Here is a 20,668-nt window from a genome sequence, read left to right as displayed (position 1 = left end):
GCCGGTTACCTCCGGGCGGCCGAGGCGTCCCGCTCCTCGGCCACCTTCAGCACCTCGTCGATGCTCTGCATGCTGAGCCGCTCCTCGTGCGCGGCCGAGGCCGCGATGATCAGCTCTCCGCACAGCTCGATCTCGGCGAGGGCCACGTAGTCCTGAACTGCCGTACCGCCGACCGGAGCCACGTGCATCACCTCGTCTCTGCCGTTACCGACTTCCTAGAGTAGGGAGCGGCCTACACACCGCGCATGGCACGGACGGGCTAGTTCACGCCGGTCAGTTCTCGGCGATCTTGCCCGCGTAGATGTCGTCGTCGTCCGGCAACCGTACGCGCGCCGAAGCCCCGAAAGCGTAGAGCAGCGTGGTCGAGGCGACGGCGACGGGGTTCTTCTGCTGCCCGCCCACGAAGCTGAACCGGTGCCGGACCTTGCGGATGCGGCCCTCGTCGTCGAGGTAGGCGTCGAACGGCACCTCGGCCGTGGCGAACCCTTTCGCCGCCGCGGCCAGGGCCTCTTCGTTGCCGCCGGAGGCCCGCTTCGCGGCGACAGCGAGATCGGCCGTCCCCCGGTAGTGCCGCACCCCGGTGCCCGCGACCTCGGTCCTGCCCACGTAGGTCGCCGTCCGCGTCCCGCGCAGCACCTCGGCCGCCGCGAACGGATCGGTGGCCCCGCCCGTGACGAGGTTCCCGTCGGACAGGGTCCGCGTCTCCACCCGCACCCACTTGTCCGGCGGCACACCGGCGCCCCGGTTCTTCATGAACAGCGCCCCGGGCGCGAGCAGTTCGGTGATGGGCCGGTGTTCCATGGCGCCCGCGGGATCCTGCGGCAGCAGCACCTTCAGCCGCCCCATCCGCTTCCGGTAGTCGTAGACCCCGGCGCCCCGGATGGTCACCCGGGTGCCGCCGGACGCCATCTCCATCGACGTACGGGCCTTCGAACTCCCCGCCGCCACCAGCCGGTCGGCGGCCCGGTGCAGCACGACGACCGCGTCCCCACCGCGGGAGTCACCGGCGGCCGCGTCACCGCCCGAACACCCGCCGGCCCCCAGCCCCGCCCCGGCCACGATCCCGGCCGCGACGACCGCCGCACCCGTCCGCCTGTGCCACCGTTCCCGCTGCCGCCCAGTCATCGCCTGCCTACCCCCAGCCGGTACGTCCGTCACGGGCCCCCTCGTTGCTCCGGATAACGACGGGTATGTGCCCCCCGTCACGCGAGCACGCCGCTGTGAGCATGCGAACCCTTTACCTGCGATGGGTAACGTGGTCCGAGTGGCGCAGCAGGACGGGCCGGAACACCTCACGACGACAACGGAGAAGGGCCGCTTCTGCATGGCCCACTGCACCTGCGGCTGGCGCGGCCCGGCCCGAAGAGCGAGAAGCCAGGCGCGCACGGACGCGGAGAAGCACGCGGCGGGCTGACAAGGCCGAACACCATGGAACCCCCATCCCCACGGCCCCGTCTCCCACGACGGAACCACCGGGAGGCCCCATGGAACGGCGTACATTCCTCGCAGCCGGCACGGCAGGCGTCGCCGCAGCCGCGACACCCTTCACCACCGCCTGCACGAAGTCGGACACCGGCGCCGGGGCCAGAGCCACCGCCAGGACCGCGGCCACCACGAAGTCGAACGTCACCGCCGCGAACTGGTCCGCCCTCGCCCGCGACCTCGACGGCCCCCTCGTCCGCCCGGGCGACTCCGCCTGGACCACGGCCCGGCAGCTCTACAACACCCGCTTCGACACCCTCAAGCCCGCCGGGGTCGCGTACGTGGACCACCCGGACGACATCCGTACGGCCCTGGCCTACGCCCGCGCCCACTCCCTGCGCGTGGCGATCCGCAACGGCGGCCACTCCTACGCCGGCTGGTCCTCGGGCGACGGCCGCCTGATCATCGACGTCTCGAAGCTCAACCGCGTCCGGGCCTCCGGCAGTACCGCGGTGGTCGGCGCCGGCGCCAAGCTCATCGACGTCTACCGCGCCCTCACCGCGAAGGGCGTCACGATCCCCGCCGGCTCCTGCCCCACCGTCGGCGTCTCCGGCCTCACCCTCGGTGGCGGACACGGCGTGGTCTCCCGCGCCTACGGCCTGACCTGCGACAGCCTCACCCAGGCGACGCTGATCACCGCGGACGGCAAGCAGCTGACCGCCAACGCCCGCGAGAACAAGGACCTCTTCTGGGCCCTGCGCGGAGCCGGCAACGGCAACTTCGGCGTCGTGACGGAACTGCACTTCAAGACCCACCCGGCACCGCAGGGCGTCTCGGCGTATCTGTCCTGGCCCTCGTCGAAGGCCGCGGCGGTGGTGAAGGCCTGGCAGGAGTGGGGTCCGTCACAGCCGGACGAGATCTGGTCGTCCCTCCATCTGGCGAGCGCCGCCGGCGGCAGGCCGACCGTCTCCGTCGCGGCCTTCTCCCTCGGTACCTACGGGGAGCTCAAGAACGCGGTCGACCGCCTCGCCGACCGCGTCGGCGCCCCGGCGAGCAGCGTCTCCCTGAAGCGGCGCTCCTACGAGGAGTCGATGGAGGTGTACGCCGGCTGCTCCTCGTTCCCGACGGACGCCCAGTGCCATCTGCCCGGCTCGACCCCCGGCCGCTCCCCGAAGGGCGCGCTGGGCCGCGAGACGTACGCCGCGGCGTCGGACTTCTTCGACCACTCCCTCTCCGCGGCCGGCATCCGCACGCTGCTGGCGCATTTCGGCTCGGTACGCGGCGGCACGGGCAGCATCGCGCTCACCGCGCTGGGCGGAGCGGTGAACCGGGTCTCCCCGACGTCCACGGCGTTCGTCCACCGCCGCTCGCGCATGCTGGCCCAGTACATCGCCGCCTGGCGCCCGGGCACGACGGGCGCCACGGCCCGCGACTGGCTGGCCTCGGCCCACAAGTCCATGCGCCCCCACGCCTCGGGCGCGGCCTACCAGAACTACACGGACCCGACCCTGACGAACTGGCGCAAGGCGTACTACGGAGACGCGGCCGGCCGCCTGACAAAACTGAAGAACGAGTACGACCCGAACCGCTTCTTCACGTATCCCCAGGCGCTGTAACGCGCCGCGCTGCGGGCACGCGCACCGCCCGTCGGCTGCGGGCATGCGCGCCGCCCCAGCTGCGGGCACCACACCCGCCCTAGCTGCGGGCATGCGTGCCGCTGGGGGCGGCACGGGTGGGCGGTGGGGGTCCCCCCGCTCGAGCGAAGCCGAGAGTGGGGGAGGCACCCCGCTACGCCGGGCTGCGCACCCACCCGCCCCCAGCACCAACACCCAGCACTAGGCAGCAAGATCCCGCTCAGACGCCTGCTCCCGCCGCGCCCCGGGAATCACCGCACCCTCCCCGTCACCGTCACCGACCCCACGCCCACGAGCCCGCACAACCCACCCCACCCGAGGCGACCGCTCAACGGCCCGAGTCACCGGCGTCAGCAACGCCATAGCCACCGGCGACAACAGCAACGCCACAGCCGTACCGAGCGCGAACCCACCCACGACATCCGTCGGATAGTGCACACCCATGTAGACCCGGATGAACCCGCCGAACACCGCCAGCACCAACGCGACGAGCCCGAACTTCCGGTTGGCGACGAACAGCCCCACCGCCAGCGCCATGACGAGCGTCGCGTGGTCGCTCACGAACGAGTAGTCGGTCTTGCCACTGACGAGCACCTCGAGCCCCTGATGGTCGAGGAACGGCCGGGGCCGCTCCACGAACCCGCGTATCGGGACGTTCACCAGCACGGCGATGCCCGCCGCCAACGGCGCCCAGATCAGCGCCGCGACGGAGGACGCCGCGTCCTCGTCCCCCCGGCGCCGCACGGTCCACCAGCACCAGACCACGAGCAGGACGATGGCGAGCAAAAGCCCGTACTCGCCCACGAACTCCATGACCCGGTCGAACCAGCCCGGCGCGTCCTTGGCCAGGCCATTGATGTCGTACAGCAGGTCGACGTCAGGGTTCGACCCGGATTCGGCGAGTCCAGCCATGGTGCTGCGGCCCCTTCGTCGTCTCTCCCGGCGCACCTGTGCGTACGCCGCTCCTGCCACCCCCGTGGTTGTAGATCCGCTTCCGCACTGACGTCCGCTCGGCTACGTCATCAGGAACGCACGGTCCCCGTTGATACGTTCCACACTCCACCGAATGATCACGCAGACGTTATCGAAGAGAGATGCGTCTTCGCAGCTCAGGGGGTGGGTTCACGCTCGGCTCACACCGTCGTGGGCAGTGCTTTCGCGCCATCTTCGGTGACTCGCGTGGCTCCGAAGTAGTCGGGGGTGTCGATCGGGTCGAACCGGATCACAGCACCTGTACGCGGCGCGTCGATCATGTACCCGCCTCCGACATAAATACCGACATGCCGGATGGCCCGTGAATTGGTGGGGTCGTCCGAGAAGAACACGAGGTCGCCGGGGAGCAGTTCGTCCCGGCTCGGGTGCGGTCCCGCGTTGTACTGGTCGTTGGCGACCCGCGGGAGCTTGATGCCCACGGTCTCGTAGGCGGCCTGGGTCAGTCCCGAGCAGTCGAAGCGTCCGCCCTGCTCAGCGGTACCGGTGCCGCCCCACAGATAGGGCGTGCCGAGCTTCTTCTGCGCGTACTCGATCGCGCCGGCGGCCTGCTCGGAGGGGTCGACCCGCCCGACGGGCGCCGCGAAGCTCTCCGAGAGCGTGGTGATCCTCTTCACGTAGTTCCGGGTCTCGGTGTACGGCGGAACGCCCCCGTACTTGATCACCGCGTACGCCCCGGCGTTGTAGGCGGCCAGCATGTTTTCAGTCAGATTCCCGCCGACCTTCTTCACGTACGAGGCGAGTTCGCAGTCGTACGAGGCGGCGGAGGGAATCGCGTCCTTGGGGTCCCACACATCCCGGTCCCCGTCGTTGTCCCCGTCGATGCCGTGCGAGGCCCAGGTGCCGGGGATGAACTGCGCTATGCCCTGCGCGGCGGCGTGGCTCTGGGCCCTCGGGTTGAACCCGCTCTCCTGGTAGAGCTGGGCGGCGAGCAGGGCCGGGCTGATGGCGGGGCAGAGGTTGCCCCACTTCGCCACGAGGCCCGAATACGCGGCGGGCACCGCCCCCTTGGCCAGCGCCTTCGCCCCACCGCCCACGCCGTTGGCCAGGTTCCCGGCGACGATGTAGACCCCGACGACGAGCAGCATCACGAAGGCCAGGGCGGAGCTGATCGCAACACCCGCCACGACCCATGCCTTACGCACCGTCAACCGCCCCTCACCGCATGCGAGTCCGTCGCCTGGTCAGTGTAGAGGGGGCTGCCCCACTCAGGAATGATCACGAAGAGGAGAGTCGGGGGCGGAAAGAAGAACCGGCCACTGCACGTGCGGCACGGCTGAAGCACGCCCGGGGGAACCGGCGCACGGGGTCGTCACAGGCGCGGGGCACTGACCCCTCTCACGCCGGTTCGCCCACGGTCAGCGGGAACACCGTGCCCGTCAGCTCCTCCGACACGCGCCACAGCCGACGGGCCGTCAGCGGGTCGCTGGCCGCGCGGGAGCGGCCCACCAGGGTCGGGGCGCCGCGCATCTCGCCCAGGCCGTCGGGGCCCACGTAGCTCGCGCCGGGCAGGTCCTGGGTGGCGGCGTAGAGGGTGGGGAGGGCGCCCGCCCGGTCGTCCTGCGCGAGGAACCTGTTGCCGAGGCGCATGAGGGCGCGCGCCGCCGGGTTGGCCGCGTGGCTCTGGAGATTGGTGGCCGAGTAGCCGGGGTGGGCGGCCAGGGCGCGGACGGGGGAGCCCGACTCCGCGAGCCGGCGCTGGAGTTCCAGGGTGAACAGGAGGTTCGCCAGCTTGGACTGGGCGTAGGCGCGCTGCGGGGTGTAGCCCGTCGTCAGGTCCAGGTCGTCGAAGCCGATCCGCGCGCCGCCCCAGCGGTGGGCGCCCGAGGAGACCGTGACGACGCGGTCGGTGATGTGCGGGAGCAGCAGGTTGGTCAGGGCGAAGTGACCGAGATGGTTCGTGCCGAACTGCATCTCGAAGCCGTCCCTGGTGTGCTGCCTGGGGAGCATCATCACTCCGGCGTTGTTGATCAGCGCGTGCAGCGGCTCCCGCCAGGCCTCGGCGAACTCCCGCACGGAGGAGAGGTCCGCCAGGTCCAGACGCCGCACCTCGGTGCTGCCGTGCACCCTCGCCGCCGCGGCCCGCCCCCGCTCCGGATCCCGTACGGCGAGGACGACGTGCGCCCCCGCCCGGGCCAGCGCGTCGGCCGCCGTGAGACCGATCCCGCTGTTGGCGCCGGTGACGACGACGGTCCGGCCGGTGAGGTCGGGCAGGCGGCGCGCGTTCCATGTCTCGTTGCTCTTGGTCTTCTGCTCAGCCATACCCTCGAATGTAGACGCCGACAACAATGCTGTCAACGACAACAATGATGGCGGTATCAACATCGAGATACGATGGTGCCCATGCCCGAGAGCCGCCCCTACCACCACGGAGACCTGCGCTCCACCCTGCTCGCCGGCGCCGAGCGCACCCTGCGGGAGAAGGGGGCCGGCGCGCTTTCGCTGCGCGAACTGGCCCGCGAGGCCGGCGTCAGCCATGCCGCGCCCGGCCGCCACTTCAAGGACAAGCAGGCCCTGCTCAACGCCCTGGCGCTCGCCGGATACGACCGGCTGGGCCAGGCCCTGGACGGCGCCGACGACGCCGCCCTCCCGCTGGAGCGGCGGCTCACCGCCCTCGCCCGGGCCTATCTCGCCTTCGCGATCGACAACGCCGAGCTGCTGGAGCTCATGTACGCCCGCAAGCACGAGCCGGACGCCTCGGAGCAGATGGCCGCGGCCGTCGACCGGACGGTGGGGTCCCTGGAGCGGGTGATCGCCGACGCCCAGGAGCGTGGCGAGATCATCGCGGGCGACCCGCAGCACCTCACCCTGCTGACCGGCGCCACCCTCCAGGGCATCGCCTCCTTCGCGGCGGGCGGCATGCTCGCCCCCGAGGCTGCCGTGGACGGCATCGAGGAGCTCGTCCACCTCCTCCTGCACGGCCTCAAGCCCCGCTGACGCCGGGCCCTTTGGTCAAACCGCGCCCATCCCCCGGCCATCGAGCCGCCATCGACCGGTAAGCACGGCCTCCCCTTCAGTAAGGCGGAAGTCAGGATTCCGCCAGCCGTCTTGTTGTCACGTACTCAACAAGCGATCGTCGTCGCGGGTCGCCGCCCCCGCCGGGAACCGCACCGGCGGATCCCCCACCCGCAGGCCTCTGCCCACCACTGCCAGAAGGCTGTACCTTGCGCACGACATCGCCCAACACCCCCTCCACCCGCCGCAGATGGCTCCGCACCGGCTCCGCCGTCACCGCCACCGCCGCACTCCTGCTCACCGGCCTCGCCACCACCGCCCACGCGGACACGTCCCCGGCCGACTCCTCCAAGGTCACCTGGACCCGCTCCTGCACCCTCCCCCAGCACAAGGGCGAGATGGCCTGCGACGCCCTGCGCGTCACGGGCGGCCGCACCGCCTTCCAGCAGCAGCACGGCATCACGGCCAAAGCCGCCGAGGCCTCCTCCCCCTCCGGCTACGGCCCCGCCGACCTCCAGGACGCCTACGGCCTGACCTCCGCCGCCGCGAGCAACGGCTCCGGCCGCACCATCGCCATCGTCGACGCCTACGACGACCCCAACGCCGAGTCCGACCTGGCCACCTACCGCTCGCACTACGGCCTGCCCGCCTGCACCGCCACGGGCGGCTGCTTCAGGAAGGTGAGCCAGACCGGCTCCACCACCTCCCTCCCCACCGCCGACAGCGGCTGGGCCGGCGAGATCTCCCTCGACCTCGACATGGCGAGCGCCGTCTGCCCGAACTGCCACATCACCCTCGTCGAGGCGAAGTCGTCGTCCATGGCCGACCTCGGCACCGCCGTCAACAAGGCCGTCTCCCTGGGCGCCAAGTACGTCTCCAACAGCTACGGCGGCGGCGAATCCTCCTCCGACGCCACGTACGACTCCACCTACTTCAACCACCCGGGCGTCGCCATCACCGTCAGCGCGGGCGACGCGGGCTACGGCGCCGAGTACCCGGCGGCGTCGAAGTACGTGACCGCCGTGGGCGGTACAAGGCTCTCCGCCTCCTCCACCGCCCGCGGCTGGACCGAAACCGTATGGAGGACCAGCGGCACCGAAGGCACCGGCTCCGGCTGCTCGGCCTACGACACCAAGCCCGCCTGGCAGACCGACACCGGCTGCGCCAAGCGCATGATCGCCGACGTCTCGGCCGTCGCCGACCCGGCGACCGGCGTCTCCGTCTACGACACCTACGGCGCCGACGGCCAGGGCTGGGCCACCTACGGCGGGACCAGCGCCTCCGCCCCGATCATCGCGAGCGTCTACGCCCTGGCCGGCACCCCTTCCAGCGGCTCCTACCCGGCCGAGTTCCCCTACGCGAACACCTCCGCCCTGAACGACGTCACCAGCGGCTCCAACGGCAGCTGCACCACCGGCTACTTCTGCACCGCCCGGACCGGCTACGACGGCCCGACCGGCTGGGGCACGCCCGAGGGACTCGGCGGCTTCACCGGCTGACCTCACCCTCCCGTGACGGAACGTCACCGAAGAACGGGCCACGGCATCCCCGCCGCGGCCCGTTCGCCGCGTTAGGTAGCCTTCACCCGGAGAACACGGGCGCGACCTTTCACCCGACTGACCGTCAAAAACGGTCCATAAAGGTGACACAGGGCGTAAAAAGGCACAACGACGGAACCTCACGACAGGTTTCACTCAGGCCTCATTGCCCGTCGTGACCTGCCGTGATACACAGAGTGACCATACGATCCTTCGCACACCGTCCGTCGCCTCCTCTAGGGGCCGGCGCGGAACGGTGGCAAGGTATTCGTACGAAACCCGCCAATCAATGACGCCAAGTCGACATCCGACAGCGCCATTGTCGGCGAGAATGAGGCCTGACCTCTGCACGACCGCAGAGGGTGAAGAACTACCCAACAGGGGCGGTGACTTACATGCTCTTTGCGGCCGATAAGGGAGACATCAACACGATCATCGGCGGGATCGCTCCGGACTGGGGCCCCTTCGGCAGCCTGGGCAACGAGGCCAAGGTGATGATCGAGGTCGTGATGGCGGTCGCCATCCTGCTCTGCCTCGGCATCGCCATCTGGGGCGCGGCGAAGCAACGCATCGGCGCGACGGCCCTCCGGGACACCTTCAGCGCCGAACAGGGCAAGGGCCTCATCATCGCCGGCCTCACGGGAGTCTTCATCATCGGCTCCCTCGGCACGCTGTTCACCATCGTGTACGGCATGGCCGTGTAGCCCGGGCACCGTCCGCCCGGCCGGGCACGCCCGGCTCCCTCTCCATCCCACCCGCCCGTCGTGCCCACCGGCTGAGGTTGCGTTTCCCTGATGTCGAGTCACCACACCGCGCCCGCGCGGGAACCAGCACGGCTACCGTCGTACGAGCAGTATGAGAAGTACGACCGGTACCAAGTGTTTCCGCACGACGTCGAGGGGGCGTACGCGGCATGAGTCTCGGTGACGAGCACGAGGCCTCCGGCGGCTACGGCGGCACGGGCCAGACCCGCACCCGCCTGCCCGACACCGGCCCCGACGCCTACGGCACCCCCCGCCGCGGCCCCCGCTCCTCGTCCCGCAGCCTGGTCACGGTGGTCGGCGTAGTAGTCCTCCTCCTCGCGGCCATCGCCTTCGCGAACCGCGGGGGTGGGGATGCCGACAAGAGCGACCCGACCGGCAACAAACCGGAGACAGCGGCCACGGCCCCCTCCGGCCAACGCCCCGTCCAGTCCAAGTCGGGCGGCATCCCGTCGGGCTTCGCACAGAACCAGGAGGGGGCGGAGAGCGCGGCGGCCAACTACGCCGTGGTGCTGGTCTCGGCCGACATCCTCAAGCCCGCGCGGCGCACCGAGATCGTCCGCCAGGTATTCGACGCCGGCCGAGTCTCCGAGCTGGAGAAGAACCTCGACCAGGTGTACGACAAGGCGTTTCTCGACAAGGTCGGCCTGGACGAGAACGGCGAGGCGCCTCAGGGCAGCACGTACGTCTCGCGCACCATGCCGGTCGGCACCAGAACCACCGAGTACTCGGGCAGCGCCGCCACCGTCGAGGTCTGGTGCACGGGCGTGTTCGGGATGACGGGCGAGAGCTCGCAGAACCCGGTCACCAACGACTGGTTCACCATGACCCTGCAGCTGCGCTGGACCGACGGCGACTGGAAGGTCGACAGCTTCTCCCAGAAGGAAGGCCCCGCGCCGGTCAACGGCGACAACAAGGTGTCGACGTCGGACGACATCTCGAAGGCCGTCGAGGAGTTCGGAGGGTTCACGTATGCCCGGTAGCCCGCGCCGCGCAGTCAAGCTCGCCGCCACCCTCACAGCCGTACAGACCACCGTGGTCCTGCTCGCCGGCCGAGCGGTCGCGGCGCCCACGCCTTCGCCCACGCCCAGCGACGACAACTGCTCCCTGCTCTCCGGCAGGGCCAGAGAGATCTGCGAAGGCGACACCGGCAGCGGCGGTGGAGGCGGCGGCGGAACCTCCCGTCTCGACCCCACCTCCACCCTCGACCCCCTCTCCTCCCTCGCCAAGGGCTGCGCCGAGGCCGCCTCCTGGACCGTCGGCAAGCTCAGCGACGCCGTGAAGGAGACGGCCAACGTCGACTTCACCAACCCCAAGTTCCTCCAGCAGTACGCCGTCGTCTTCGCCGCCTCGACGGTCCTCACGCTCCTGCTCTGGCTCCTGGCCGTGGCCAAGCGCGCGGTGCGCGGCGTCCCCCTCAGCACCGCCCTCTCCGAAGCCATCGGCTTCCTCTGGCTCACCGTCCTCGCCTCCGCCTTCACCCCCCTGATCCTCTACACCGTCGTCTCCGCCACGGACGGCATCACCGAGGTCCTCGCCAAAGCCACCGGCGACCAGACCGACGCCTTCTTCGGCACGTTCTCCGAGGCCCTCAAGAAGGGCGAGGACATCGGCGGCGGCCCCATCATGCTGATCGTCGTCTCCCTGGTCAGCATCCTCGCCGCAGGCGTGCTGTGGCTGGAGCTCGTCATCAGGGCGGCGCTCCTCTACGTCGGCGCCCTCCTCGGCACCGTCGTCTACGCCGGCCTCGTCGACAAGAACCTGTGGGGCCACGTCCGCCGCTGGGCGGGCATCATGATCGCGGTGATCCTGATCAAGCCCGTCATCGTCATCGTGCTCGGCCTCGCCGGCGCGCTCTCCGCCGACGACGGCCCGGACGCCTTCTCCGCCGTCGTCTCCGGCCTCGCCATCATCCTGCTCGCCATCTTCGCCAGCGCGATGATCTACCGCTTCGTCCCCGGCTTCGGCGACGAGATCGCCGGCTCCCGCAACAACCGCCTCATGCAGGGCGCCGAGGGCAAGGCCGCCGCGGTCATCAGCTCCCCGGCGACCCTGGTCGCGCAGGGCATCAAGACCCACAGCTCCCGCGCGGACAACAAGGGCGGCGGTGGCAGCCAGTCCGCCGCCCCCCGCCCCTCGAACCCCGCCTCCGGCGGAGTCGCCGCCCACAGCTCACGGCCCTCGAACGGCGGCGGCGGATCCGTCCCCTCCGCCGCACCCGCACCCCGTTCGAGCAGCCCCGTCAACACTCCCCACGCCAGCAACACCCGCAACAGCAGTAGCAATCGCACGGGAGGTGAAGGGCGTTGACGACCGAGTCCCACGTGTCCCATCCGGTCACGCCCCGCCGTACATATCTGATCGGCCGCGCCCGGCCGAACGCGATCATCGGCCGCAACCGCGAGACCGGCGAGATCGCCCTGATCGTCGTGGGCGCGTTCCTCGGCATGATGTGCGGTCTCCTCGTCCCCGTGCTGTCCCTGCGCATCGTGCTGCTGGCCGGGTTCCCGATGCTGGCGCTGGCCGCGGTGTACGTGCCGTTCAAGCACCGCACGTTCTACAAGTGGTTCGAGATCAACCGCAGCTACAAGCGGACCCTCAAGCAGGGCACCACCTACCGCTCGACCGCCGTCGAGGCCGGCACCCGGCTGGACGGCCGTGAGGTCGAGGTCGGACCGCCCCCGGGCATCGGCCGCGTCACCTGGCTGGCCGCCCCCTTCGGGCCCGACGAGATCGCCGTACTGCTGCACGCCGACCGCAAGACCGTCACCGCCGCCATCGAGATCGAGGGCCCCGGCGTCGGCCTGCGCGACTCCGAGGACCAGGAAGCCCTGGTCGACCGCTTCGGCACCCTGCTCAAGCACGTGGCCAACGGCGACGGCTTCGTCACCCGCCTGCAGATGCTCGCCCGCACCCTCCCCGCCGACCCGGACGCGCACGCCAAGGACGTCTCCCTGCGCGGCGACGAGAAGGCACCGCCGTGGCTGCAGCAGTCCTACGACCAGCTCCAGTCCATGGTGTCGACCAGCAGCGAGCAGCACCGCGCCTACCTCGTCGCCTGCATGCACTACACGCGCGAGCTCGCCGCCGAGGCCAACGCCATGGCCCGCGCGGCCCGCAGCCACGGCGGCAAGGTCGACCGGGACGCCGGACTCGCCGTCGTCATGGCCCGCGAGCTGACGGACATCTGCTCGCGCCTTCAGGAGGCCGACATCCGCGTACGGCAGCCGCTCGGTCAGGGGCGGCTGTCCTCGCTGATCCACTCCATGTACGACCCGGACCACCCGATCGACCACATCCAGGCGATGTCCAAGCGCAATGCCTGGCCGGCCGAGCTGGACGCCATGGAGCCCACGTATCTCCAGGCCAAGACCCGCGAGTCCAGCACCCGCGCCCCCTGGTGCCACGCCACCGCCTGGGTGAAGGAGTGGCCGATGACCCCCGTCGGCGTCAACTTCCTCGCCCCGCTCCTCGTCCACACCCCGGACGTCATCCGCACGGTCGCCGTCACGATGGACCTCGAACCCACCGAGATCGCCATCGAGCGCATGCTCACCGAGAAGACCAACGACGAGGCCGAGGCGTCCCGCGCCGCCAAGATGAACCGCACCGTCGACCCACGTGACGTGGCCGCGAACTCCCGGCTCGACCAGCGCGGAGAGGACCTCGCCAGCGGCGCGGCCGGCGTCAACCTCGTCGGCTACATCACCGTCTCGTCCCGCTCCCCCGACGCCCTCGCCCGCGACAAGCGGACGATAAGGGCCTCGGCCGGAAAGTCGTACCTCAAGCTGGAATGGTGCGACCGCGAGCACCACCGCGCCTTCGTGAACACCCTTCCCTTCGCCACCGGCATTCGGAGGTAGGACCTGATGCGGGACCCGCTGTCCGTCCTCACCGACGCCTTCACGTCCTTCCTCTTCGGGAAGGTCGAGACGACCAGGCTCCCGGTGCGCACGTCCACGGGCCAGGCCCAGGCGGTCTACCTCCCGACCGCCGCCCCCGGCCTCGGCGACTCCGGCGTCATCATCGGCCGCGAGGTGTACTCCGGAAAGGGCTACATCTACGACCCCTTCCAGCTGTACGGGCAGCAGCTCCCCGCCCCCCACTGGCTGGTCCTCGGCGAGTCCGGCAACGGCAAGTCGGCGCTGGAGAAGACGTACGTCCTGCGCCAGCTGCGCTTCCGCGACCGCCAGGTCGTCGTCCTGGACGCCCAGGGCGAGGACGGGGTGGGTGAATGGAACCTCATCGCCCAGGAGCTGGGGATAACCCCCATCCGCCTGGACCCCATGGCCGCCCTGGACATGGGCATCCGCCTCAACCCCCTCGACCCCGCGATCACGACGACGGGCCAGCTCGCGCTGCTCCGGACGATCATCGAGGTCGCCATGGGCCACGGCCTGGACGAACGCTCCGGCTTCGCCCTGAAGGTCGCGCACGCCTACGTCAACGAGACCATCGTCGAACGCCAGCCGGTCCTCACCGACATCGTCGAGCAACTACGGCACCCCGAACCCGAGTCGGCCGAGGCGATGAACGTCGCCATAGACGACGTACGGGCCTGGGGCCTGGACGTCGCGCTGGTCCTGGACCGTCTCGTCGACGGTGACCTGCGCGGCATGTTCGACGGCCCGACGACGGTCGGCATCGACCTCGACGCGCCCCTCATCGTCTTCGACCTGTCCCACATCGACCGCAACTCCATCGCCATGCCCATCCTCATGGCGATCGTCGGCGTCTGGCTGGAGCACACCTGGATCCGCCCCGACCGGAAGAAGCGCATCTTCCTGGTCGAGGAGGCCTGGCACATCATCAACAGCCCCTTCGTGGCGCAGCTCTTCCAGCGCCTGCTGAAGTTCGGCCGACGGCTCGGCCTGTCCTTCGTCGCGGTCGTCCACCACCTCTCGGACGTCGTCGACGGCGCGGCGGCGAGAGAGGCGGCGGCCATCCTGAAGATGGCGTCGACAAGGACGATCTACGCCCAGAAGGCGGACGAGGCGCGGGCGACGGGCAGAGTGCTCGGCCTCCCCCGCTGGGCGGTCGAGATCATCCCGACCCTCACCCCCGGCATCGCCGTCTGGGACGTCAACGGCAACGTCCAGGTCGTCAAACACCTGGTCACGGAGACCGAACGCCCGCTGGTCTTCACGGACCGCGCGATGACCGAGTCCTCCGCCGACCTCGCGGACGACGACGCCCTGCGCGCCGCCGAACTGGAAGCGGAGGAACGGGCCGCGGCCTTCGTGGAACACCACCTGGGCGACTCCGAATCGACGGTGGCGTAGGCAGGGGGGAGGACACGTGAGACCGGACGAGCGCCACACCCAGCGGGACACCCAGGGAGGCATCCCCGACGGCCTCCTGATCGGCATACTCGCGTTCCTCCTCGGCATGACCCTGCTGGTGTGGACGGCCACCGGCCTCGCCGCACTGTTCGCCCACGGCTCCTGGCCGTCCGGCGTCACCTTCACCCGCACCCCCCTCGCCATGCGCGGCCTCATCGCCCAGCCCCACGACATCCCCGGCGCCTGGCCGGACACACCCCCCGGCGAACTCTCCGGCTACGGCCTGTTCTGGGGCCTGTTCATCGGCCAGCTGATGATCCTGGTCGTCCTGACGGTCTTCGTGATGGGCACCCTGGCCCGGTGGAGGGCGGTCCGGGCGAGGCGCCGGGAGGAGAGGATCCTGGCGGCGGAGGAACGGCCGACACCGACGCAGCACGAGGTCCGGGCATCGACGCAGCACGAGGTCCCGGCAGCAGCGCACGAGCACGCACCCTCGGCGGTGCAGCACGAGGTCCCCGCACCGGCGCACGAGCACGCTCCCCCGGCAGTGCAGCACGAGGTCCCGACCCCCCGCCGCTCGCCCTCCGACCCCACGAGCCCCCTGGACCCCACAGCGAGCCCACCCGACTCCCCCCACCCTGCGGCAGGCTCCCCACACCCGACGGCGACCACCACCCCACCCCCTGCAACCGTCCCCGCGACCCCGGCGTCTCTGTTCGCCCAGGAACGGGTGGGCGGGTGGGAAAAAATCCTCGTAGCCCCAAGGGAATCCCGTCGAACCACCGCCACCCAGGCCGTACGCGACGCGGAAGGCCCAGCCCTGGTCGTCACCTCGAACCCCAACCTGTGGCACGACACAAAAGACGCCAGAGCCAAACTGGGCCCCACTCACCTCTACGACCCCACCCACCTCTGCGACACCCCGTCCCGCCTCCACTGGTCCCCCACCGCCGGCTGCGAGGACAAGGCAACGGCAACCCGACGAGCCGCCGCGCTCCTCGCCCCCGTCCGCCCCACCGCGAAGCTGGACCAAGCCCTCAGCGACACAGCCGAGACACTCCTGCGGAGCTACCTGCACGCCGCGGCCATCGACGGCCGCACCATCCGCCACGTCCACCGCTGGTCCCAGGGCACCCAGATCCAGGACGCCGTCCGCATCCTCCGCACCAACCCCAAAGCCGCCCCCGGCGCCGCCGGCGAACTCGAAGGCGCTCTCACCGCCCACCCCGAACGCCGCGACATGGCCCAGCAGTTGACCACCCGAGCCCTCACGGCACTCTCCACGGTCAACATCCGCGAGGCCTGCACTCCCAACCGAAGTGATGCCCTCGCCTTGGATTCCTTCATCCACGAAGGGGGCACGCTTTATGTGGTGGGGGAATCCATCGAGGACCCCAGGACGAATCCGGGCGCGATGCCCCTCCTGACGGCCCTCGTCTCCAGCGTGGTCGAGCGCGGCCGGCACATGGCCGAACGGTCATCGGCCGGTCGCCTCGACCCACCAATGACGCTCGTCCTGGACGACGTCGCGGCCGTGGCTCCGCTTCCCCAACTGCCGGAGCTCCTGGCCACCGGAGCGGACCGGGGCATGCCGACCCTGGCCCTGCTCCGGTCCCGCGAACAGGGCCGCGCCCGCTGGCCGCACGACGAACTCCCTGTCTAGGCTGCCCCGTCACTCACGCTCGAGCACGAACTCCAACTCCCGCTCCCCCGCGTCCCCCAGCGGCACGGTCACCCCGCTCGGCTCGAACCCCGCCCGGCGATAGAACCGCTGCGCCCGCCCGTTCTCCTCGTGCACGATGAGCCGCACCCGCTCGAGCCCCTGCGCCCACGACCACTCCAGGGCCGCGTCGAACAGCACCTCTGTCAGCCCGCTCCCGCGCTCCTCGGGCCGTACGAACACAGCGACGACATGCCCCTGCTTCCGCTCCACCTCGAACCCGGCCCAGTCCATCGTGCCGGGCTCCTCCACGAGCACGGTCAGCGTCCCCACCCACTGCCCGTCCGGCCCCTCGGCGATGATCTGCTGCGCCCTGTCCGCCCCCTCGGCGGCCCCGGCCGTCCGCTCCTGCCAGAAGGAGTCCGGCTTGGCCACGGCCTCCTCGTACGTCTCCAGAAAGGCGAGGTGCGCCACCGGGTCCCGCAGCGCCGCGAGCCGCAGCTCCTTCGCCGCGGGCCACTCATCAGCACGGACGGACCGGATCACATAGCTCATGCGGGCAACGGTAGTACCCGGGTACGACGCCCCTCACCCCGATTACCGCCGCCGGTCCGACGCCCGCCGCCCGCGCACGCACGAGCATCGAAGCATGCTGACCGCACACGAACTGACCAAACGCTACGGCGACCGGACGGTCGTCACGGACCTGTCCTTCACCGTCCGCCCCGGCACCGTCACCGGCTTCCTCGGCCCGAACGGCGCCGGCAAGTCCACAACCATGCGGATGATCCTCGGCCTCGACGCCCCCACCCGCGGCCACGCGACCGTGGGCGCTCGCTCCTACGCCGCCCACCCCGCGCCCCTGACCGAGGTCGGCGCCCTGCTGGAGGCCCGCTCGGTCCACCCCGGCCGCACCGCCTACCACCACCTGCGCGCCCTCGCCCACACCCACGGCATCCCCCGCACCCGCGTCGACCAGGTCCTCGCCCTCACCGGCCTCACGGACGTCGCCCACCGCCGCGTCAAGGGGTTCTCCCTCGGCATGGGCCAACGCCTCGGCATCGCCGCCGCCCTCCTCGGCGACCCGGCCACCGTCGTCCTCGACGAACCGGTCAACGGGCTCGACCCCGAGGGCGTCCTGTGGATCCGCACCCTCCTCAAGTCCCTCGCCGCCGAGGGCCGTACGGTCTTCGTCTCCTCCCACCTGATGAGCGAGATGGCCCTCACCGCCGAGCACCTGGTCATCATCGGCCGCGGCCGCCTCCTCGCCGACACCACGGTCACCGACTTCGTACGCGACTCCGGCGCGGGCACCACCAAGGTCGTCACCCCCGAGGCCGACACCCTCGTACGCCTCCTCACCGCACCCGGCGTCGACATCACCACCGACACCCCCGGCACCCTCCAGGTCCGCGGCACGAACGCCGAACACATCGGCCGCACAGCAGCCGCCCACGGCATCCCCCTCTACGAACTGACCCCGAGCACCGCCTCCCTGGAAGAGGCCTTCATGGACCTCACGCGCGAAGCGGTCGAGTACACGGCGACCCTGGAAGGAGCGGCAGCATGACCACGACGGCCCTGCCCTACCGCGTGACCCCGGCCCGCGTCCTGCGCTCCGAGTGGCACAAGCTCTGGACCCTGCGCTCCACCTGGATCACCCTCCTCGCCACCAGCGCCCTCACCGCCGCCATGGGCGCGGGCCTGGGCGCCGCCTACGACGGCACCGGCGCAGGCGAGATGGACACGGTCCTCTTCGTCCTCCTCGGCACCCAGTTCGCCCAGATCAACCTCGGTGTCCTGGGCATCCTGGCCACCGCCGGCGAGTACTCCACGGGCCAGATCCGCGCCACGATGACCGCCGTCCCCCGCCGCTTGCCCGTCCTGTGGTCCAAGGCCGCCGTCCTGGCCGCGGTGGCGTTCCCCCTCACCCTGGCGACGAACCTCCTCACCTTCCCCCTCGCCCAGTCCTTCCTCTCCGGAACCGACCAGTCCGCCGCCCTCGGCGACCCGGGCGTCCTGCGCGCCCTCGCCGGCAACGCGGCCGGCCTCACCCTGCTCGCCGTCCTCGCCCTCGGCATCGGCGCCCTGCTCCGCTCGGTCCCGATGGCCATCGGCGCCTTCATCGGCCTCGTCATGATCCTCCCGGAGATCCTGGCCATGCTTCCGTACGAGTTCGTCGACGACGCCGTCCGCCACTTCCCCGGCAAGGCCCTGGAGGCCCTCACCACCGCCCAGCCCATGCCCGGCGCGATCTCCCCGGGCACGGCCCTGCTGGCCATGCTCCTGTGGACGACGGCGATCCTCGCGGTAGCGGCGACGGTCCTACGCCGCCGAGACGTCTGACACGCGGTACCGAGAGCCATCACGATGGACCCCGTGACGGAAGACAGGGCGCCGGAGCCCCTCACCGACTACGCCCACCGCATCACCCGCAAGGTGCGCGCCTTCGACCGACGCCACCCGCTGCCGTGGGACCTGCACTTCACCGGCTTCTGGGTGACGGCGGCCCTGATCGACTACGCCGGCGGTGGCTGGCGCCACAACGCGCACAACCTGGACGTCCCCGGCTGGCTCCTGTTCACCCTGAGCCTCGGCCTCTCGGCACCCCTGCTCCGGCGCCGCACCCACCCCGGCACCGTCCTGGCCACGATGGCGCCCTTCGCCCTCGTCAACGCGTGGACCGGCGCCGCGCTCCAAGCGGCCCTGCTCCAGCTGGCCGTGGTCTACCACATCGCCCTGCGCCGTGCCCTGCGCGACCTGTGGTGGGCCACGGCCCTGATGATGACCCCGGTCCTCGTATCGACCGCCCGCTACGGCGACGAGGGCAGCTGGGAACAGCAGATCGGCTCACAGCTGATGTCCATCACCGTGGCCGTTCTCATCGGCATCACGGTCCGCACCCGCCGCAACTACACCGAGGCCCTCGAGGACCGGGCCCGCCGTCTGGAGACCGAGCGCGACCAGCAGGCCCAGCTCGCCACCGCCGCCGAACGCGCCCGCATCGCCCGCGAGATGCACGACATCATCGGCCACAACCTCTCCGTCATCACCGGCCTCGCCGATGGCGGCAGATACGCCGCCGCCAAGTCCCCCGAGCGTGCCGGCCAGGCCCTGGACGCCATCGCCACCACCAGCCGCCAGGCCCTGACCGAACTACGCCGCCTCCTCGACGTCCTGCGCGAGGAGGAGAAGAACCAAGCCGAACTCACACCCCAACCCGGCCTCACCGACCTCGACCAGCTCCTCGACGGCGTCCGCTCCGCGGGCCTCCCCGTCCGCACCACCACCCACGGCACCCCCACGCTCCCCCCGGGCCGCCAGCTCACCGTCTACCGCGTCATCCAGGAAGCCCTCACCAACACCCTGAAACACGCCGGCCCCGGCGCCACCGCGGAGATAGAACTCTCCTACGCGGAGAAGGCCGCCGTCACCGTAGAGATCACGGACACAGGCAGCGCCCGCAGGACGGACGATCCTCCCCGAGCCGGTCGCGGACTACCCGGAATGCGCGAGCGAACCGCCCTGTACGACGGCACACTTGAGGCCGGCCCCCGCCCCCATCCCGAACAGGGATGGCGCGTCCGTCTCCACCTTCCGGAGGAAAACCCGCAGTGACCACGGTCCTCATCGCCGACGACCAGCCACTCCAGCGCTTCGGCTCCCGCATGCTTCTGGAGAGCCAGGACGACATGACGGTCGTCGGCGAGGCCGCGAACGGCAGCGAAGCGGTCCGTATGACGGCGGAGCTCCACCCCGACGTCGTCCTCATGGACATCCGCATGCCCGGCCTGGACGGCATCGAGGCGACCCGCCGCATCGCCGCCGCAGGCGCCCGCACCCGCATCCTGATCGTCACCACCTTCGACCTGGACGAATACGCCTACGCCGGTCTCCGCGCCGGCGCCTCCGGATTCCTGGTCAAGGACGCCCAGCCCGACGAACTCCTCTCCGGCATCCGCGCGGTCGCCACCGGCGACGCGGTCGTCGCCCCCAGCCTGACCCGCCGCCTCCTGGACGCCTACGTCCACCACCTGCCGACCGATCCCTCCGCTGAGGACCTGCCCCAAGCGGACGCACGCCTCGCCTCCCTCACCGACCGGGAACGGGAAATCCTCACGGTCATCGGCAAGGGCTGGACAAACACGGAGATAGCCACACGCCTCCACCTAGCCGAGTCGACGGTGAAGACCCACGTCGGCCGCATCCTCGCGAAGACGGGCTCTCGAGACCGCATCCAAGCGGTCATCCTGGCGTACGACACGAAGCTGGTAGAGCCGTCATAAACGCAGAAAACCCCGTGCCGAATGGCACGGGGTTTTCTTCAATATTTGTTCGGCGGCGTCCTACTCTCCCACAGGGTCCCCCCTGCAGTACCATCGGCGCTGAAAGGCTTAGCTTCCGGGTTCGGAATGTAACCGGGCGT

At 70.7% G+C, this 20,668-nt stretch carries 20 protein-coding genes and 1 rRNA gene; 14 read left to right on the top strand and 7 right to left on the bottom strand.

Going from position 1 to position 20,668, the window contains the following annotated elements:
• Nucleotides 1–5: 5 nt before the first annotated feature.
• Nucleotides 6–188 carry a hypothetical protein gene (locus AC07DF_RS26615; RefSeq protein WP_382494751.1) on the bottom strand — a complete coding sequence of 61 codons (183 nt, stop codon included), beginning with the start codon at nucleotides 186–188 and terminating at the stop codon, nucleotides 6–8.
• Nucleotides 189–273: 85 nt separating this feature from the next.
• Nucleotides 274–1,125, bottom strand: coding sequence for an SCO4651 family lipoprotein (locus AC07DF_RS26610; protein ID WP_478976315.1), 852 nt, complete (start codon nucleotides 1,123–1,125; stop codon nucleotides 274–276).
• Nucleotides 1,126–1,264: 139 nt separating this feature from the next.
• Here AC07DF_RS26610 and AC07DF_RS26605 point away from each other — a divergent pair, with 139 nt between their 5' ends.
• On the top strand, nucleotides 1,265–1,414 hold the full coding sequence (locus tag AC07DF_RS26605; protein WP_432962243.1) for a hypothetical protein: 150 nt from the start codon (nucleotides 1,265–1,267) through the stop codon (nucleotides 1,412–1,414).
• A 70-nt stretch (nucleotides 1,415–1,484) separates the two neighbouring features.
• On the top strand, nucleotides 1,485–3,038 hold the full coding sequence (locus AC07DF_RS26600) for an FAD-binding oxidoreductase (RefSeq protein ID WP_478976310.1): 1,554 nt from the start codon (nucleotides 1,485–1,487) through the stop codon (nucleotides 3,036–3,038).
• Between the two features lie 219 nt (nucleotides 3,039–3,257).
• Here the strand turns inward: AC07DF_RS26600 and AC07DF_RS26595 are convergent, their stop codons facing one another.
• From AC07DF_RS26595 to AC07DF_RS26585, 3 genes are all read right to left on the bottom strand, one after another.
• Entirely contained in the window at nucleotides 3,258–3,968 is a 711-nt protein-coding gene (locus AC07DF_RS26595; RefSeq protein WP_478976307.1) for a phosphatase PAP2 family protein, read from the bottom strand.
• 221 nt (nucleotides 3,969–4,189) lie between these two features.
• On the bottom strand, nucleotides 4,190–5,197 hold the full coding sequence (locus tag AC07DF_RS26590; protein WP_478976303.1) for a bifunctional lytic transglycosylase/C40 family peptidase: 1,008 nt from the start codon (nucleotides 5,195–5,197) through the stop codon (nucleotides 4,190–4,192).
• A 187-nt stretch (nucleotides 5,198–5,384) separates the two neighbouring features.
• On the bottom strand, nucleotides 5,385–6,308 hold the full coding sequence (locus tag AC07DF_RS26585) for an oxidoreductase (protein WP_478976300.1): 924 nt from the start codon (nucleotides 6,306–6,308) through the stop codon (nucleotides 5,385–5,387).
• A 72-nt stretch (nucleotides 6,309–6,380) separates the two neighbouring features.
• Here AC07DF_RS26585 and AC07DF_RS26580 point away from each other — a divergent pair, with 72 nt between their 5' ends.
• From AC07DF_RS26580 to AC07DF_RS26545, 8 genes are all read left to right on the top strand, one after another.
• Entirely contained in the window at nucleotides 6,381–6,983 is a 603-nt protein-coding gene (locus AC07DF_RS26580; RefSeq protein WP_478976297.1) for a TetR/AcrR family transcriptional regulator, read from the top strand.
• Nucleotides 6,984–7,210: 227 nt separating this feature from the next.
• The gene (locus tag AC07DF_RS26575; RefSeq protein WP_478976294.1) at nucleotides 7,211–8,500 is read left to right on the top strand and encodes a S53 family peptidase; all 1,290 of its coding nucleotides are present in this window, start codon (nucleotides 7,211–7,213) and stop codon (nucleotides 8,498–8,500) included.
• Between the two features lie 434 nt (nucleotides 8,501–8,934).
• Nucleotides 8,935–9,243 (top strand): hypothetical protein, encoded by a 309-nt coding sequence (locus AC07DF_RS26570; protein ID WP_003991275.1) that lies wholly within the window; start codon nucleotides 8,935–8,937, stop codon nucleotides 9,241–9,243.
• A gap of 209 nt (nucleotides 9,244–9,452) precedes the next feature.
• A complete protein-coding gene (locus tag AC07DF_RS26565) occupies nucleotides 9,453–10,283 on the top strand; it encodes a DUF8175 domain-containg protein (protein ID WP_478976291.1) in 831 nt (276 codons plus the stop codon).
• Nucleotides 10,273–11,610 carry a hypothetical protein gene (locus AC07DF_RS26560; RefSeq protein WP_478976288.1) on the top strand — a complete coding sequence of 446 codons (1,338 nt, stop codon included), beginning with the start codon at nucleotides 10,273–10,275 and terminating at the stop codon, nucleotides 11,608–11,610. Before AC07DF_RS26565 ends, AC07DF_RS26560 begins: the two co-directional genes overlap by 11 nt.
• Nucleotides 11,607–13,163 carry an SCO6880 family protein gene (locus AC07DF_RS26555; RefSeq protein WP_478976286.1) on the top strand — a complete coding sequence of 519 codons (1,557 nt, stop codon included), beginning with the start codon at nucleotides 11,607–11,609 and terminating at the stop codon, nucleotides 13,161–13,163. The genes AC07DF_RS26560 and AC07DF_RS26555 overlap by 4 nt, the downstream gene beginning before the upstream one ends.
• Nucleotides 13,164–13,169: 6 nt before the next feature.
• A complete protein-coding gene (locus tag AC07DF_RS26550) occupies nucleotides 13,170–14,582 on the top strand; it encodes an ATP-binding protein (protein WP_391114941.1) in 1,413 nt (470 codons plus the stop codon).
• A gap of 16 nt (nucleotides 14,583–14,598) precedes the next feature.
• Nucleotides 14,599–16,245, top strand: coding sequence for a type IV secretory system conjugative DNA transfer family protein (locus tag AC07DF_RS26545; RefSeq protein WP_478976282.1), 1,647 nt, complete (start codon nucleotides 14,599–14,601; stop codon nucleotides 16,243–16,245).
• A 9-nt stretch (nucleotides 16,246–16,254) separates the two neighbouring features.
• Here the strand turns inward: AC07DF_RS26545 and AC07DF_RS26540 are convergent, their stop codons facing one another.
• A complete protein-coding gene (locus AC07DF_RS26540) occupies nucleotides 16,255–16,797 on the bottom strand; it encodes a GNAT family N-acetyltransferase (protein WP_478976280.1) in 543 nt (180 codons plus the stop codon).
• 94 nt (nucleotides 16,798–16,891) lie between these two features.
• Here AC07DF_RS26540 and AC07DF_RS26535 point away from each other — a divergent pair, with 94 nt between their 5' ends.
• The 4 genes from AC07DF_RS26535 to AC07DF_RS26520 are packed head-to-tail and all read left to right on the top strand — an operon-like array spanning nucleotide 16,892 to nucleotide 20,528.
• The gene (locus AC07DF_RS26535; protein ID WP_478976278.1) at nucleotides 16,892–17,812 is read left to right on the top strand and encodes an ATP-binding cassette domain-containing protein; all 921 of its coding nucleotides are present in this window, start codon (nucleotides 16,892–16,894) and stop codon (nucleotides 17,810–17,812) included.
• The gene (locus tag AC07DF_RS26530; protein ID WP_478976276.1) at nucleotides 17,809–18,588 is read left to right on the top strand and encodes an ABC-2 transporter permease; all 780 of its coding nucleotides are present in this window, start codon (nucleotides 17,809–17,811) and stop codon (nucleotides 18,586–18,588) included. The genes AC07DF_RS26535 and AC07DF_RS26530 overlap by 4 nt, the downstream gene beginning before the upstream one ends.
• Nucleotides 18,589–18,612: 24 nt before the next feature.
• Nucleotides 18,613–19,860 carry a sensor histidine kinase gene (locus AC07DF_RS26525; protein ID WP_478976273.1) on the top strand — a complete coding sequence of 416 codons (1,248 nt, stop codon included), beginning with the start codon at nucleotides 18,613–18,615 and terminating at the stop codon, nucleotides 19,858–19,860.
• Nucleotides 19,857–20,528, top strand: coding sequence for a response regulator (locus AC07DF_RS26520; protein WP_478976270.1), 672 nt, complete (start codon nucleotides 19,857–19,859; stop codon nucleotides 20,526–20,528). Before AC07DF_RS26525 ends, AC07DF_RS26520 begins: the two co-directional genes overlap by 4 nt.
• A gap of 47 nt (nucleotides 20,529–20,575) precedes the next feature.
• On the opposite strand, the gene rrf is transcribed toward AC07DF_RS26520, so the two are convergent.
• Nucleotides 20,576–20,668, bottom strand: a 5S ribosomal RNA gene (rrf, locus tag AC07DF_RS26515); the annotation flags it as partial.

This window comes from Streptomyces sp. NPDC044719, assembly GCF_056433405.1.
This window is presented reverse-complemented; position numbering and strand designations above follow the sequence as displayed.